Below are 14,114 nucleotides of genomic sequence, written 5' to 3'. Positions count from 1 at the left end.
ATGTTCGATTGGCTGATCGTGGGCGCGGGGTTTGCCGGCAGCGTTCTTGCTGAAAGGATAGCCTCCCAGCGTCATGAAAGCGTTCTCCTGGTCGACCGCCGCAGCCATGTCGGCGGCAACGCCTACGATTGCTACAATGAAGCCGGCATCCTCATCCATCGTTACGGGCCTCATATTTTTCACACCAACAGCCAGTCGATCGTGGACTACCTCTCGCAGTTCACCCAATGGCGCACATACGAGCACAGGGTTCTGGCGGCGGTCGACGGAAAACTGCTTCCCATCCCGATCAATCTCGACACGATAAACCGCCTTTATGGCCTCGAGTTGAATTCCGCACAGTTGGAGGAGTTCTTCGCATCGCGGCGCGAGACGGTAGAGGACGTGCGAACGGCCGAGGATGTTGTCGTCAGCACCGTGGGACGCGAGCTCTACGAGAAGTTCTTCCGTGGCTATACAAGGAAGCAATGGGGCGTCGATCCGAACCAGCTGAGCAAATCAGTGACGGCGCGAGTGCCGACCAGGACCAACCGCGATGACCGCTATTTCAGCGACAGCTTCCAGAAGATGCCTGCCGGCGGATACACGAGGATGTTCGAGCGCATGCTCGATCACCCGAACATCAAGGTCATGCTGCAGACCGACTTCCGCGAAATCCGTGACAAGATACCATTCAACCGCCTGATCTATACCGGCCCGATAGACGAATATTTCGGCTGGCAGCTAGGGCGTCTTCCTTATCGTTCGCTCCGTTTCGAGCACGTCACACTCGACCAAGAGCAGTTTCAGCCGGTTGCCGTCGTCAACTACCCCCAGACGGAAGATTACACCCGCATCACCGAATACAAACATTTGACCGGCCAACGGAGCGTGCGGACCAGCCTGACATACGAATATCCCACCGATATCGGGGACCCGTACTATCCGGTGCCGCGGGCCGAAAACGAAGAGCTCTACAAGCGCTACGAAGCGCTCGCCGCAACCTGTCCCGACGTGTGGTTTGTCGGCCGCCTGGCAACCTACCGCTACTACAACATGGATCAGGTGGTCGGGCAGGCCCTGGCAACCTTCGCACGCATTCAAAAGAGCGTCCCGGAATGGGCGGGCGTGGTGAATGCGTCGTTGGCCGAAGGGGCGCTGTAGCTCCCCCACCTGGACCCAGGAGCATCGGCGCGGGGCCGACAGGCGCTCGCGCAGTCCCTCGTGCAGCTCATGTATTTAACGCGTCGGGTTCGCCGCGAACAAAGCTTGCTGGCGGGCCAATTCGTCCGCGACGGGCTTGCGGACGTGTCGGCTGCCGTCCGCCTGGACGACTGAAAACAATCCCACCTCCGCATGCCGCGAATTGTCCCAGCCCGGATAGGCGGTTACCGGGTAAAGGCAAATACCTTCGATCGGGGCTTTGAGGCTTTCTGCGGCACGCACCTCGTCGCAGACATAATGGAGCCAAGCCGGCCCGCCAGACCCCTCGGAGCCGGTCTCGGCGATGAACATAGGCTTGCTGTATCGATGCGCGACTTCGATCAGCATCTCCGATAGGGCACGGTACTCGTGATGCCCCATCGGAATCGTCGGCCCGTTTAGGTACCACTGATTGTGTGGATAAAAATTCAAGCCAACGACGTCGACGACATCTTCGCTCCCACCCAGCTCAGGTTCGGCCCGGCCCAGCAGCATGTCGTAAGCTTCGAACTGTCCCTGACGGGCATTTTCGGCCCGGCGCCGTTCGGTGCGGGTCCGGTCGCGAGGAGCGATGTGGATAAGCGGCTCGGCCCAGACGAATCTGCAAGCGGGATCGACCTCCCGCATCGCGCGAACGCCGGCTATTGCTGCTTTCACGAGGTGCCGCTTGAACCAACCCCGCTTCTTCGGGCCGACGCGCGGAAAATAGCCGACCTCAACAGCCCAGGCGAAAAACGAAATTTCGTTGATCGGGCACAACAGAGGCGCTGTACCGGCGATTGAACGATGAACCCTCACAGCTTCCGCGGCGAACGAGGCATAGGCATCGATGAAATGCATCGACCCCTGATCAACGTGGTCTGGAGATCCGTAGTGGAAGATGTCCCAGATGACCTGGACACCTGCCGATTGCGCTGCTTCGACCATCGGCGTCCAGCTTGACCAGTCATAGGTTCCAGGAGCGGTTTCGATGAGGTGCCAGCGCAAACCGTCGCGGATGGTACGAAGACCGAGTTCGGCGCAACCGCGGTAGTCGCCCAGGGCATGCAAATAATGCGACGTCGCGCGGATAAGATCGAGGCGAACGCCGTCCTTGCGCCGGTGCGACGAGCACTCGAAGCCAGCCATGAAAAAACTGGCGAACGGCGACGTGCCCGCAATCGAGGTCACCTCATTGCCTGCGCTGTGTCCTGCTTCGCTCATGCGAAGTCTCCTTAGGGCATTTGGGCTCAATCTCGGCTGCCGAATGCAGATCGGGAACAGCCATAGCAATCCGGCAGCCGTCTCTCATTCCGTCAGGCTGCACATTAGTCTTGTGCTTAACGGGATGGTTCCAAACCGGATGGTCGAGCCTTTGTTCCCGATCGAACCCACCGGAGGGCAGACAGCAGCCAGGGAAGAAGCTGCGCAAGGCAAGTCGGGGGCGAGGCACACAGCCGTCATCGGATCATCCACCGCTCCGACGAAGGCAGGGAACAGTACGTTCAAATTCGACTTTCCGACATCGATCATGCCAGGCGAGAGGATCGCAGCGACGTCGCCTGGAGTATTGCATGAGCCGCTCCGCCGATCTTTCCCGGTAAAGCCCGCCATTCGCTTCAAGCGGGAACATTGGTTGCCTCAACAAGTTTGATCGCCATAGCAATGGGCCGCAGCGGGCGGGCGCACAGATGAGACATCTGGTCAAAGATATCCTGATCGAGATCGCTGAAATGCTTCCGGCCATCACTCAAAAGGGCGAAAACTCGGCCGAAGCACTGCCCGTCCATGCGCCGAACTTCCCCCACGATCTGGAGCCGGTGATCCGGGCAGACCCTACCTACCAAGTGCCATCGCAACGCACCGACGATCGGCATGAATCAGTCGCAGTCCCGAGCAAGCCGCAAGCTGTATGGAGGGATATGCCTCCGGCTGTGATGATCGTACCTTTGCCAGTCACTGTAGATGAAGGCACGGTCAAGGCTCACGCCTCCGACGGGCAGCATGCACGGCGTCGAGTGCCGTGTGAACGGCTTCAACGTTTGAGGCGTGAGGCTGGGCTCACGGCCTGAAGATCAGCGGCCGTTGGCCCTGCGCCAGTTCATCGCGCATTGCTTCGGCGCCGGCATCGACTTTGCTCACAGCCAGTTCCGCCGCCTAACCTAGCACTGCAATTGCACTGGTTCTTTTGAGCACCGCAGCGATGGTGATCGCTATCTTTGACTATGCTGATTTGCGGCTCTTGGCCTTTGGCCGGTCTTGGCCGATGCCTTCCTTGGCGAGGCTCTTTCGAAGAACCGAGGCCAGGTCGACCACGTTCTCCTTGGGCTTCGGCGCCGGTTTCGGGGGTTTTTTGCCCTTGCGCTTGGCGTCGATCATGGCAATCAGCGCATCCTCGTAGGTATCCTCGAATTTCGAAGGATCGAACTTTGTCACCTTCTTGTCGATGAGAAGCCCCGCGATTTCGAGCAGATCCGCATCATACTTTGGGCTTTTCACATCGTCGAAGACGGTGTCTTCCGACGTCATCTCATTGTGGGTGCGCAACTCGGTCAGCAGCATTCCTTTTCCAAGCGGCTGTATCAACACTTCGCGCCCGCGCTGATAGAGTACGACGCAGGAGCGTGCCGCGACGCGCTTCTTGGCCATCGCATCGCGCAGGACGGCAAAGGCCTCCAGCGAGGCGCCGTCAGCCGGGATCAAGTAGTATGGCTTCTCCAGGTAACGTGTGTCGATCTCGGCAACCGGAACAAAGGAATCGACGTCGAGTGTATGCTGCGACGTCAGTTTCAGTTTTTTGATCTCGTCCGGCTCGACTTGTATGAACTCGCCCTTGTCCGCCTCATACCCTTTGATCTGATCCTCGGCTTCGACAACATCGCCGGTCTCTTCATCGACATAGGCGCTTTTGACGGGTAAACCGTCCTTGCGGTTCAAAATCTTGAAGTGGATCTTGGATGCCTCACTTGTGGCACCAACTATCTTCACCCCGCATGACACGGAACCGACCCTCAGAAAGCCCTTCCACACCGCGCGGGGCGCAACCATGCTGTTTCTCCCCTAGACCTCGATCTCGGCACAACGTCAGGCACACGGTTCTGTTCCGCGACGTGCGCCGGCATCTTTCCACCCGATCGCAGGAGCAGACGTCGCTTTCACAAGCACACGAGGTGCTTAAGGGTGCTTCAAATGCATCGGAGCTCTGGCTCAGTGCGACAAAAAGCGTTCGCGTAAGGGAGTCGGCAGGATCAAGCGGACCAAGCTCGGGTTGAGTGACCGTGCCGAGCTTAACTGGACACAAGCGTGGGCCGAATGCCCTGACGCATACGCTACCGGCACAAGGGAAATGCTACAGTTACGCCCGAAGGATTCGTCGTGAACGTGGCGCAATCTATCCCCGAGTTGCAACGGTAATCACGTTCCCGGATCGAATAGTATCACGGCGAAGCCGTGCTACTCTGGCATCCCAAGCTCTGCCAACCATTCCCCGTAGGTCGTCCGTCGATTCCGCCAAGACATAGCTGCTTAGTCGACATTCCGCCCGCAGGATCTCCCCTTGCGCAGAAAGCTCCTTGTGCTGGCGAATAAGATCATCCAGGGGGTCCAGATAAGGTGCGCGGCTCATCAGCCTTCACCCCGCAGCATCTCTTCGAAAGTAGCTTCATCGAAGTAGGCTCCGAAGTGCTGGAACAGCCACATCAGACGGGCGCTCAGTGCCTCGGCCTCGACGCTGCCTTCTGCTAGCGCACGCTCTTGGCAGGCCCGCTGAAACACCTGCTGTAGGAGGGCGAGTTCTTCGGGATTTGCAACGCCGATGGTAGCGGGAGCGGTCATGGCTTCCTCCGTTGGGGCGGAAGCATGTTCTTCGCTCACAGCCGGCGGTGCCCTGAAACTACCGCCGATGAGACTAGACTACGCTCATATTGGCGAGAGTCGATTCAATAATAATTTAGTCAAGGTCGTACGACCGGCAGGAGCGTTCTAATGCCGCTCTTTTAAAAATCGGGCTTCACGAAGCAGCGAATTCCAGTCCGTGCCGATAAGCTTGATCAGACCGCGCGCATCCGGCTCCGAAATGCCGACTTCTTCAGACAAACGTCGGGCAAGCAATTGCTCATTGCCCTTCTCCACACGGCCGTCGCCATCCTTTTTCATTGGTTCCTCCTTGGGGAAGCCAACTTACGGAATGACCTTTCGTTTCACGGAATATGAAAAAAGCCCGCCGTCCCATTCGCGGCAGCGGCGGGCCGTCCCTGGGATAACCGGACTCGCTGGGGTGTTGGTTTGCCCCTGCTGTCGCGGGCGGTGCAAAGCAGGTGCCACCTAGGGTGAACCAACACGGCACACCTCACGGGCGACAACTTACTAATATAATGGAACCGCGACTGGACAACCAAAGAACCAACCGGCACCGCTTGGGACCGTCGCCGCAAAACGACAAGACCTAGTCTCGTATCGACCCGCCGTGCCGACCTAGCACGACGGGCGTTCGAGAGCGGCTACACCCAAGACACGTTAGCAGCCTTCCGTGGTCTTTTTCATCTGGCCAGGAGCAGCCGAGTTAGCGTCGGTATCCTGTTGACCTGGCGCGGCCTCCTTGGCGCTGCCAGTTTGTTGACCTGGAGCGCAGTCCTTGGCGGAGTTCGAGTTAGAGTTCGTTCCACTCGTGGTGGTCGAATCCGTTCCCTGATCGGTCGTAGTGCTCGGCGTTGTCTGGGTCGTCGAGGTCGACGATCCGCCTGTGGTCGTGGTGGTCGATTGCGCAACAGCGAGGCCAGTTGACAGTACCATAATGGCTGACGCCAAAAGAACCTGTTTCATGATCAACTCCATATTGGAATGTCCCTTCGGTACCGAACTTCGCTGCGAAAAGACGGTTCCAAGAAAAAATTCGCAATCGCATGCACCTCACGTTTGGACGGGCCCGCACCACTTGCGCGCGTCGGGGCGAGCGTCAGCGGGTAAGCGACCTAGCCCTTGGATCGACCTTTCTTGAATGATTGCGAAGCCTTGGCTTCGGCAGCAAGGCGTTGTTCTCGAAGTCGCGCAGTTTTTGTATCTCGCGCCTCTCTCTCGGCCGCGTTAGCAATCTTTGCCTCACGGTCTGCGCGCTCCAATCGGTCTTTGTCGACGCTTCGCCGGGACACATTGGCCTCCTGCCAGAAGACCGTTGAATTTACAGTTTGCTAAAATGTTCCCCGCGATACGGCATGTTCCACGCAATGTGGCGGACTTCCCGGCCCTTCCGGGGAACCAGCAATGCAAAAGCCCGCTACCGGGAGGCAGGGGCCTTGAGAGACAGGCAACTTGGAGAAGGGCCGGCCCAACAAGCTTCCTTTGTAGTACCAATCAGTACGGCCTTAGTCAGTCGGCCCCGAGCTGAGGGGCGATGAGCCGGGCGAAGCCGTCAACGACGACAGTCGCTCACGCTTTGTCAAAATGAGCTCCTGATAGGTCTTCTTTCATTCGATATCTCCCTTCGGCTATCGCATGATCACATACCGCGTCGCCTCGGCTTGGGTGCGCGTCAATCGCATGCCAAACGCGATGGCCAGGGGATTATCACCCCTTTCTGGCCTGCCGCTTTCTTTCTTGCGGCTTGTGCGGAATTCGGGCGGACTCAACGGAGCTGGAGCCCCTGATGTGACGTCAAAATTCGAACCCAGCCTATGTCATAGGTTAATGCACGGCCTAGGCGGCTCCCTTAAGGGTGCGGCTTATTCACGTCGGGAGCGTTGCCGCACCCCAAGCGAGCAACCGAACGTGGCCTCTTCTACCGCTGGGCACTGAGGTCCCAACCAGGGGTCCTGGGTGCGTTCGCGTCTTGAGTTCCCAACTGCCGACCCATCAGCCCGGCGCCTCTTTACGGCTACCCGGAACTTTTGAGGCGAATGCAAGTTCGATAATCAACATCAGCTAGGTAGCCAATTTGTCACCCACCTCATCCTTGGATGTCCTTATTCGCAAGCTCCAGAGCATCTCGGATCTCCGAGAGGCCGATATCGAGGTTTTGAAAGGCATCCAAATTCAGGAGAAGGATTTTTTGGCCAACTACGACCTGGTGCGTGAGGGTGACCGCCCTGTCAATTCGTTCGTGGTTTTGGATGGCCTGCTCGGTTCCACCAAACTTACCGGCGACGGCAAACGGCAGATTACGTCCTTCTTTGTGGCTGGGGATATTCCCGATCTGCACGGACTGCATCTGTCGGTCATGGATTGCAATTTTACGACCCTGACAGCAGCCAGACTGGGCTTCATGCGACATGACGCTCTTCGCATCATTTGCGAACAGCATCCTCGAATCGCGACGGCTTTTTGGCGGTCGACGCTGATCGATGCAGCGATTTACAGAGAATGGGTAACGAATGTGGGAAGACGCGAGGCATACACGCGCATGGCTCACATCTTGTGCGAACTGATCTTTCGCTTGCGCTCGGTTGGACGCATCCAGGATCACGTCGCGGATCTTCCGATTACCCAGGCAGCACTTGGCGATGCATTGGGCTTGTCTACAGTCCACGTCAACCGAATGCTTCAGGAACTTCGACGTAGGGGCCTCATCGCCACGACGGGGTCAAGAGTGCATGCTCTTGATTGGCCCGGCCTCACTCGTGCAGGTGATTTCGACACAACCTACCTGCACCAAAGGAACCCCGCAGCTTAGTGGTGACGGAAGCTCTCGGATGGCACGATTTTTCTTTGATAGTGGCGATCACGATGTGGTCATCGAGGACGAAATCGGCATCGAATGTGCTGGTCTGGAGGAGGTCCGCCGCGCGGGCTTCGAGGGCCTTATCGACCTTACGAGAGATGTACTCACCGAGGTGGACGGGCAGCAAGTATTTGTTGAAGTGCGGAACGAAAACGGGGACAGGATTCTGAGGCTGAGCATCTCGCTTCAGATCAAGTTGATGAGATAACGTGCCTGACTTGCTGCGTCAGAAAGCTGCCGAGTGCCGGCACATCGAATGGCATGAGCGGCGAGGAACGCCGCGTGATCGGACTATCGCCCGAAGACGCCGCCATTTCGACCGACGAACAAGTTCGGGTTCTCCCACACGAAGAAATCGGCAATTCACAACAGCAGCAGGCCATGGCCCGTCTCATCTTTGGCCCCATCCGACCGATTTTTAGTCGGTGTCGCCTATTTTTTTAAGTTCTGGAACGCGCATTCCCAGCGCTCGTTCATGTTGTCTCAGCAGTGGGTGTCGACGTGCAAAGAAAAGCGAACAAAGCAAGCCGCGTTGCGAAAGGCCAGGAGCTTGAGGTCGAACATCTTGTCGAGGTCACGGAAATTGACCCCGAGCAGGCCCGAACGCTGCTTCGCAAACATGGAGCCGATTGGCCGAAGCTCAAAGACGAGGCGGAAGCTCTGAAGAAGGAAGACTAATCGTTACCTTCCCAGCGGTTGGCGAGAAAGCTGTTCCAGCTCATCCTCATCCGTGATTCCCGCCTGATAGTAAGCCAGAATGCGTGATGCGCGCCGTTCCCTCGCGGTTGCGGTTTCGTTTTTAATTTTGCTGCGTGCGAAGACGCGACTGAGCAGGGCAAGTCCTGATGGGGTGAAGGCGTCTCTATGCATCTCGTCTCAACTCCCGTGCGCCACCGTCTCTAGAGGGGCCGAGGCGGGCTGAAGCTGTGGTTGCAGCCTCTGACGCCGGCCAGCAAGAGATCGCAGAACGGGTCGTCCGGCGCGCGCCGACGCTGGACAAGGAAGAATGTTCCGCGCGTTTTTCGGACACTAAACAAAAAGGCCCATCCGGCCCCGAGCCAGCAACGGCCTTTTACCGGTCTACGTGTGATCTCCTTCAACTATATCCGCAAAGCCTCTACCTTGACGGGAATTTCTGGCCTTGGCTGTGCGTTTAAAGTTGAGAAATGGCAGTTATGATCTTGGACAGAAAGAATGGCTTGGCGCGCCGAGTTGCCAGAGCCACGAAAGCCCGCCCCAGACAAAGCCGAGACGGGCCGAAGCTGCTTCGACAGCCTCAAGGCCCAGACAATGAGGGAGGATTGTAGGCCTGCAGCCAAACCTCTTACCGCAGGGAATGTTCCGCGGCTGTAAACTGTCGGTGGGAGTATCATGACCTTTCGGGATCGACATTCTCGGCCAGTTACGGCAACTCCTTGTCGGCCGGGTCGAGATGTTGGCACGCGCCATCAAGGCAGCCAAGAGCTCGATCAGCCGCGTGGTCTTCATGTTCGTTGAGAAGGCTGATCCGCAAATCCAGTCCGCTCGCTCTCAAGCTCGCTATGGGCATGCGACGCGGCAATGGCAGCCTGTCCAAAAGCGACGGCTATCTGGTTCAACGCTTTGACAACGTCACCAATGGCGTACATGCCTTGGATGGAAGTCTGCTGATGCTCGTCGACTGTGACATAGCCCTCTTCACAACATCTTGCGCCTACCACCTCGGCGAGTTGAGAATGTACCTTGCACCCCAGTGCCAGATAAATGGCATCGAAGCGGGATGACGTCCCATCTTTCAAAATCGCCTCGCAACCGTCTGCTGTCGGGCAGAGTGTGTCGAGAGCGTCACCGATGACTATGCCTCTTGCCCTCGCGGCACGACGAGTGCTGGGCGAAAAGTCGGATGCGTCGCTTCCAAGCACCGTTATAAGTGGTGTAAACCGACTGAGAAAAATAGCCTCTTTCAAGGCTCTCTCGTCGTGCCCGACGACCGCAATGTTCTGGTCGATCGCCTCATACCCGTCGCATACGGGGCAGAGTCGAACCACACCTGCGGCAATTGCTTCGCGTAGACGCGGAATGACAGGTGTCGTGTCGGTGATCCCTGTCGCCATAAACACCTTGCGTGTCCGGATTGCGCCGATCGAAGTCTCAGCGACGAACCCCCGATAGGCAGGGGCGAGGGAGTAGACCTGCCCCTCAACCAGAGTGGCTCCATACAAGGTGGCGTGACGTCGAAGGCGATCCAGAATATCGGCTCCACTTATCCCTTCGGGAAAGCCAGGACAGTTATGGCTCGTTGGGATCAAGGCGGCACGAGGATCGCCGGCATCGATCACCAGCACGCGATGGCGAAAACGCGCAAGATATTGAGCGGCGGTCAATCCCGCCGGCCCGCCTCCAACGATCAGGACATCTTCGGTCTCGGCGGTCGGTCGGCTGACGTGGCTGTTGTGCATAGTGCGGCGCGTCACCGGCGAACGATTTCGTTCGTGCGATGTTCAAAGGGCGGTCTTCGGGACATCTGACTCGATGGCAACAGCGTAGAAATCAGGCTTCAACCCGATCGCAAGACGCCAGGCTCCTCTGTTTCCTTGAGCTCTTCCGTATCCTTGGGCGCGGCGACCAGATCCTGGAATCCGAGAGTAGCGACGAGATAGCCTGCCTCATCATAAACCTTCGTCACCCAACTGGTCGGGTCCACGCCATCGACAATTCCGTCGAGCATGGCCTCCTTGGCAGCGCGCCTGGCCTCTCTGATAGCCTCGTCTCGATCAGCCATATCGGCAAAGATTGCTGGCTGCGACATGCCTTCGATAAACTCGAAGCGAAATTTCGGCATCGGTTGCTCCAGTCACGTGCCAGCGGATCGGCCATTTCTGGCAGGTTTGATGGTCAACGCGGCGGTGTCGAAAAGGATGCAGCGGGTGGTGTGCGCATCACCATCTACCGTCAGGCAGCGTTGCTGCCTGCCATCTCCCAATCGTCCCGCCAACGTGCTCGCACGGCAATCATCAGCGTGGCCGCTTCGGTCATTCCTGTTTGGAATAGCCTGATCAGCTCTCTGGCCACGGCATAGGCGGCCGCCGTGTCAGGCAAAATAGCAAATTCCTGGCACAGCGCGTCAAATGCCGCGCGAAGGATGTTCAGGTCACTGGGGTAGAGAGCGTCCGCGTGCATGCGGATGGTTCGATTAAGCATCAGGCTCCTCCGAATGGGCGAGAGTGCGATCGTCGCTCCCAAGCAGCGAAACCCGTTACACAGCCGCTGACCACGGCTTTATGCGGGGCAGCCCACCAATTGTCATTAAACTATGATGCACTCGGCCGGTGTTCATGCATGAAAATCGCCATATGGCCCATTCATCGCTTAACCTTCGCGCAAGGATGTTGATGGCGAAGCCCTATACTCCAACGCCTATAACTCTTCGCGACTGGCCGCATTATTTAGTCCGACCAAACCGCGGGCAAAATGGGGCAACTCACGCGATCGTTCATGCTGCTGACACTCATGCTGAACAACGTGACATAGACGAAGTTGCCGAAGGAAAGCATAAGAGCACCCGCGTCGGACACAGGAGATGGTGTCGGACAGCTCACCATGGCATCGCGCAACAATATGCCAGCCGTCATCATCGGCGGCTCGGTCCTTGTGCGGCGCAAGCTCAGAACAGCAAAACGTCCACCAACTCGTAACCGGCGCGATTGATGGGGAACAACGTGCAGCGGAACTTACCAAGCGACTGCTTGCCTTTTTCTCGCCAGCAATCGCTGGGGCCGAAGCGGTCGAATCCGAATCGCCACGTCTCCGATATGAGCGAATTGCTGAACCCACCGCTGCGAGACTATCCAAATCGAGACCGTGCTCGCTGCGAGACCATGACATGTGAAGGTCGATGCAGGACACCTGGAAAACGCGCGCTGCTCAACTGTGCCTTTTGTTGAATCACGGCGGGGCGGTATGATGCCTCGTGGGAACCAGGGGCACTGCCGCGAGTTCTTTGGAATGGCAAATCATCCGGTCACAAGCGTGCTTACCTCAATTGGCACATTGACCTCCCGTCCCGCTGCATTCCTGGTCTTGTTGGCTTACGCAATCCTTTGGATGATCTTCGAGCGACAGAGCTTGGATTGGCACGGAGCCGCAACATTGTTTACTTGGGCGATGACGCTGTTCATCCAGCGCGCGGAGCACCGCGACACTCAAGCGATCCACGCCAAGCTTGACGAGATTCTGCGGTCAGATCACGCGGCTTCAAACATCACGCGGATCGATGATGAAGAGCCCGAGGAGATCGAAAAGCATCGCCATCGCCAGCAGCGGGGCGATTGACGTGCAGCCTTTCGGTTCCGTCGCGTCAGGCGCCCGCAAGAAGACCTCCGGCATTGAGCTTTGGCGAAAGGTGCTCATCTATCTGGCCATCGCCACCATGGCCAGCCTGCTCACGGTGTTGATCATAAATCTTACTCCAGAGCCGCGCGTTCTACGATCAATCGTTCCCCATCGTTTCGACGCTACGGATCCCCAATTTTCCAAGACGATGAGCAGCTATTCGCAAGGGCAGATGTTCGATTCCAATGCGGTCCAAAGTCTCATCAACGGAGACGAAATATTTGCGTCTATGCTGCAAGCAATCGGGACGGCTCGATCCAGCGTCGACATGGAGACATATATTTATTGGTCAGGAGCCATCGGCTACGAGTTCGCGATCGCATTGGCGGCGAAGGCCAGCGAAGGCGTGGAAGTCCGTGTGAACGTCGACTGGGTTGGCAGCCTTCCCTTCGACGAGGACTTAATCCACATCATGACCACTGCCGGTGTGAGGTTCGAACGCTATCGGCCTTTGCGCTGGTATACGTTGGACCGTGTAAACAACCGGACCCATCGCAAACTGCTGATCGTCGATGGCCGGATAGCATTCACTGGCGGCGTCGGCATTGCCGATAATTGGCGCGGGAATGCACGCAACTCAAATGAATGGCGCGACACGCACTACAGGATCGAAGGACCCGTCGTGTCCGCATTCCAAGCGGCGTTCGCGGAAAACTGGCTTGAGACGACCGGCGAGACATTGCAGGGCGGGAAGTTCTACCCTGCAGTTGCGCCCGCTGGTGAGATCGATGCCCAGTTGATACTTTCTTCCCAGCCAAACGGCTCGGAAAACATGGAGTTGATGATGTTGGCAGCAATAGCCGCGGCCAAGGATCATCTGCGCATCGGCATGGCCTACTTCGTGCCCGACGACATAGCCCTGCAGCAGATTCTTGATGCAAGGAAGCGAGGCGTCTCGGTCGATGTCATCGTTCCCAATTGGCTGACGGATGTGCCCATAGTGCGAAAGGGTTCACGTTATTTCTGGGGCGAATTGCTCAAAGCCGGTGTGCGCATTTTTGAATTTCAACCCACAATGTACCACCCGAAGCTCTTGATCGTCGATGAGGTCTGGGTGAGCGTTGGCTCGGCCAATTTGGATGAGCGTTCCCTGCGCCTCAATGACGAGGCCACCCTGAACGTCTACGGCATGGAATTCGCGCGAACGCAAATAGACATCTTCAACGAGGACCTGAAACGATCAAGGCCAGTCAGTCTGGAAGAATGGCAAGCGCGTCCACTAAGCGAAAAGGTCACCGACTACTTTGCCAGCAGGCTACGCTCGCAGCTCTGACGATGGCGAGGTTGCAGAGATGCAGAAGTCTCCGCGAGATCGCGCGGCATCGTACGCTTAAGAAGCTCGCAAGTCGCCTTTTGAACGCTGCGCCGTGGATCGTGAAATGACGGTGAGAAAGACTAGCCGACCGCCAAGACCGGCCTTTTTCGCAGCCGCGCCCGCATGACGACCAGCAGAACCGTTTCGTCTTTCATCCCGCTCTGGAATAATTTTATAAGCTCGGCCGCAATCTGCTCGGCGTTGTAAGAGATCAGTTGAATCTCCGCTTCCTCGCAAAGCTTCTTGAGGACAGATTCCAGCAATCTCAACCCTTCAGGATAGATAGGTTGATCGCTGGCGGTGTCGCAGGTCATGTACGCCCCTTTGACTCGACTTAAATCAAGGCCGCAGATGCTGGGCGGCAAGCCCATGCATGACTCGTTTCTGGGAAGAGGTCATTAACCTATGCAAGTTCGAACAGGGCGCCGGATTCACCAACTGCAGGGGGGATGAACCAACAAAGGGCAGCATGTGCACGGATCGAACTGGAGCAAGTCGTGAAAGCCCCTGCCGCCAGGCCTGTTAAGTCCCGACGGTGTTCCTGCATGGTGCTGT

General features: G+C 57.4%; 16 protein-coding genes. 7 read left to right on the top strand and 9 right to left on the bottom strand.

Going from position 1 to position 14,114, the window contains the following annotated elements; all coding sequences use genetic code 11:
- Complete coding sequence (gene glf / locus NP945_RS17675; RefSeq protein ID WP_256747089.1) at positions 1-1,143, top strand: UDP-galactopyranose mutase; 1,143 nt, start codon at positions 1-3, stop codon at positions 1,141-1,143.
- A gap of 75 nt (positions 1,144-1,218) precedes the next feature.
- Here glf and NP945_RS17670 read toward each other — a convergent pair whose 3' ends face one another.
- Entirely contained in the window at positions 1,219-2,385 is a 1,167-nt protein-coding gene (locus NP945_RS17670; RefSeq protein ID WP_256747088.1) for a beta-glucosidase, read from the bottom strand.
- 467 nt (positions 2,386-2,852) lie between these two features.
- Here NP945_RS17670 and NP945_RS17665 point away from each other — a divergent pair, with 467 nt between their 5' ends.
- A complete protein-coding gene (locus NP945_RS17665) occupies positions 2,853-3,233 on the top strand; it encodes a hypothetical protein (RefSeq protein WP_164895692.1) in 381 nt (126 codons plus the stop codon).
- A gap of 151 nt (positions 3,234-3,384) precedes the next feature.
- Here the strand turns inward: NP945_RS17665 and NP945_RS17660 are convergent, their stop codons facing one another.
- The 4 genes from NP945_RS17660 to NP945_RS17645 all read right to left on the bottom strand — a co-directional run bounded on the left by NP945_RS17660 (position 3,385) and on the right by NP945_RS17645 (position 5,982).
- Positions 3,385-4,209 carry a Ku protein gene (locus NP945_RS17660; RefSeq protein WP_256747087.1) on the bottom strand — a complete coding sequence of 275 codons (825 nt, stop codon included), beginning with the start codon at positions 4,207-4,209 and terminating at the stop codon, positions 3,385-3,387.
- Positions 4,210-4,785: 576 nt separating this feature from the next.
- Positions 4,786-4,995 carry a hypothetical protein gene (locus NP945_RS17655; RefSeq protein WP_256747086.1) on the bottom strand — a complete coding sequence of 70 codons (210 nt, stop codon included), beginning with the start codon at positions 4,993-4,995 and terminating at the stop codon, positions 4,786-4,788.
- Positions 4,996-5,142: 147 nt separating this feature from the next.
- The gene (locus NP945_RS17650) at positions 5,143-5,316 is read right to left on the bottom strand and encodes a hypothetical protein (RefSeq protein WP_256747085.1); all 174 of its coding nucleotides are present in this window, start codon (positions 5,314-5,316) and stop codon (positions 5,143-5,145) included.
- Between the two features lie 360 nt (positions 5,317-5,676).
- Positions 5,677-5,982 carry a hypothetical protein gene (locus tag NP945_RS17645; RefSeq protein WP_256747084.1) on the bottom strand — a complete coding sequence of 102 codons (306 nt, stop codon included), beginning with the start codon at positions 5,980-5,982 and terminating at the stop codon, positions 5,677-5,679.
- Positions 5,983-7,090: 1,108 nt separating this feature from the next.
- On the opposite strand from NP945_RS17645, the gene NP945_RS17640 reads away from it, so the two are divergent.
- The 3 genes from NP945_RS17640 to NP945_RS17630 all read left to right on the top strand — a co-directional run bounded on the left by NP945_RS17640 (position 7,091) and on the right by NP945_RS17630 (position 8,551).
- Positions 7,091-7,825, top strand: a complete 735-nt coding sequence (locus tag NP945_RS17640) for a Crp/Fnr family transcriptional regulator (protein WP_256747083.1) — start codon at positions 7,091-7,093, stop codon at positions 7,823-7,825.
- 19 nt (positions 7,826-7,844) lie between these two features.
- A complete protein-coding gene (locus NP945_RS17635) occupies positions 7,845-8,081 on the top strand; it encodes a hypothetical protein (protein WP_127266472.1) in 237 nt (78 codons plus the stop codon).
- 293 nt (positions 8,082-8,374) lie between these two features.
- Positions 8,375-8,551 carry a hypothetical protein gene (locus tag NP945_RS17630; protein WP_127395636.1) on the top strand — a complete coding sequence of 59 codons (177 nt, stop codon included), beginning with the start codon at positions 8,375-8,377 and terminating at the stop codon, positions 8,549-8,551.
- A gap of 806 nt (positions 8,552-9,357) precedes the next feature.
- Here NP945_RS17630 and NP945_RS17620 read toward each other — a convergent pair.
- The 3 genes from NP945_RS17620 to NP945_RS17610 all read right to left on the bottom strand — a co-directional run bounded on the left by NP945_RS17620 (position 9,358) and on the right by NP945_RS17610 (position 11,053).
- Positions 9,358-10,326 (bottom strand): NAD(P)/FAD-dependent oxidoreductase, encoded by a 969-nt coding sequence (locus tag NP945_RS17620; RefSeq protein ID WP_256747081.1) that lies wholly within the window; start codon positions 10,324-10,326, stop codon positions 9,358-9,360.
- Between the two features lie 83 nt (positions 10,327-10,409).
- Positions 10,410-10,694, bottom strand: coding sequence for a hypothetical protein (locus tag NP945_RS17615; protein ID WP_256747080.1), 285 nt, complete (start codon positions 10,692-10,694; stop codon positions 10,410-10,412).
- 110 nt (positions 10,695-10,804) lie between these two features.
- Positions 10,805-11,053: a hypothetical protein gene (locus tag NP945_RS17610; protein ID WP_256747079.1), complete on the bottom strand. Its 249-nt coding sequence runs from the start codon at positions 11,051-11,053 to the stop codon at positions 10,805-10,807.
- A gap of 684 nt (positions 11,054-11,737) precedes the next feature.
- Here NP945_RS17610 and NP945_RS17605 point away from each other — a divergent pair.
- Together NP945_RS17605 and NP945_RS17600 are read left to right on the top strand one after the other, a co-directional pair.
- Positions 11,738-12,184 carry a low affinity iron permease family protein gene (locus tag NP945_RS17605; RefSeq protein WP_372337976.1) on the top strand — a complete coding sequence of 149 codons (447 nt, stop codon included), beginning with the start codon at positions 11,738-11,740 and terminating at the stop codon, positions 12,182-12,184.
- Positions 12,126-13,517, top strand: a complete 1,392-nt coding sequence (locus NP945_RS17600) for a phosphatidylserine/phosphatidylglycerophosphate/cardiolipin synthase family protein (RefSeq protein ID WP_256747078.1) — start codon at positions 12,126-12,128, stop codon at positions 13,515-13,517. Before NP945_RS17605 ends, NP945_RS17600 begins: the two co-directional genes overlap by 59 nt.
- A 122-nt stretch (positions 13,518-13,639) precedes the next feature.
- On the opposite strand, the gene NP945_RS17595 is transcribed toward NP945_RS17600, so the two are convergent.
- Positions 13,640-13,930 (bottom strand): hypothetical protein, encoded by a 291-nt coding sequence (locus tag NP945_RS17595; protein WP_256747077.1) that lies wholly within the window; start codon positions 13,928-13,930, stop codon positions 13,640-13,642.
- Between the last annotated feature and the right edge of the window lie 184 nt (positions 13,931-14,114).

Source organism: Mesorhizobium sp. LMG17149 (genome assembly GCF_024518695.1).
Taxonomy (GTDB): domain Bacteria; phylum Pseudomonadota; class Alphaproteobacteria; order Rhizobiales; family Rhizobiaceae; genus Mesorhizobium.
The sequence above is the reverse complement of the archived record's forward strand: the minus strand, read 5'-3'. Positions and strand labels throughout refer to the sequence as shown.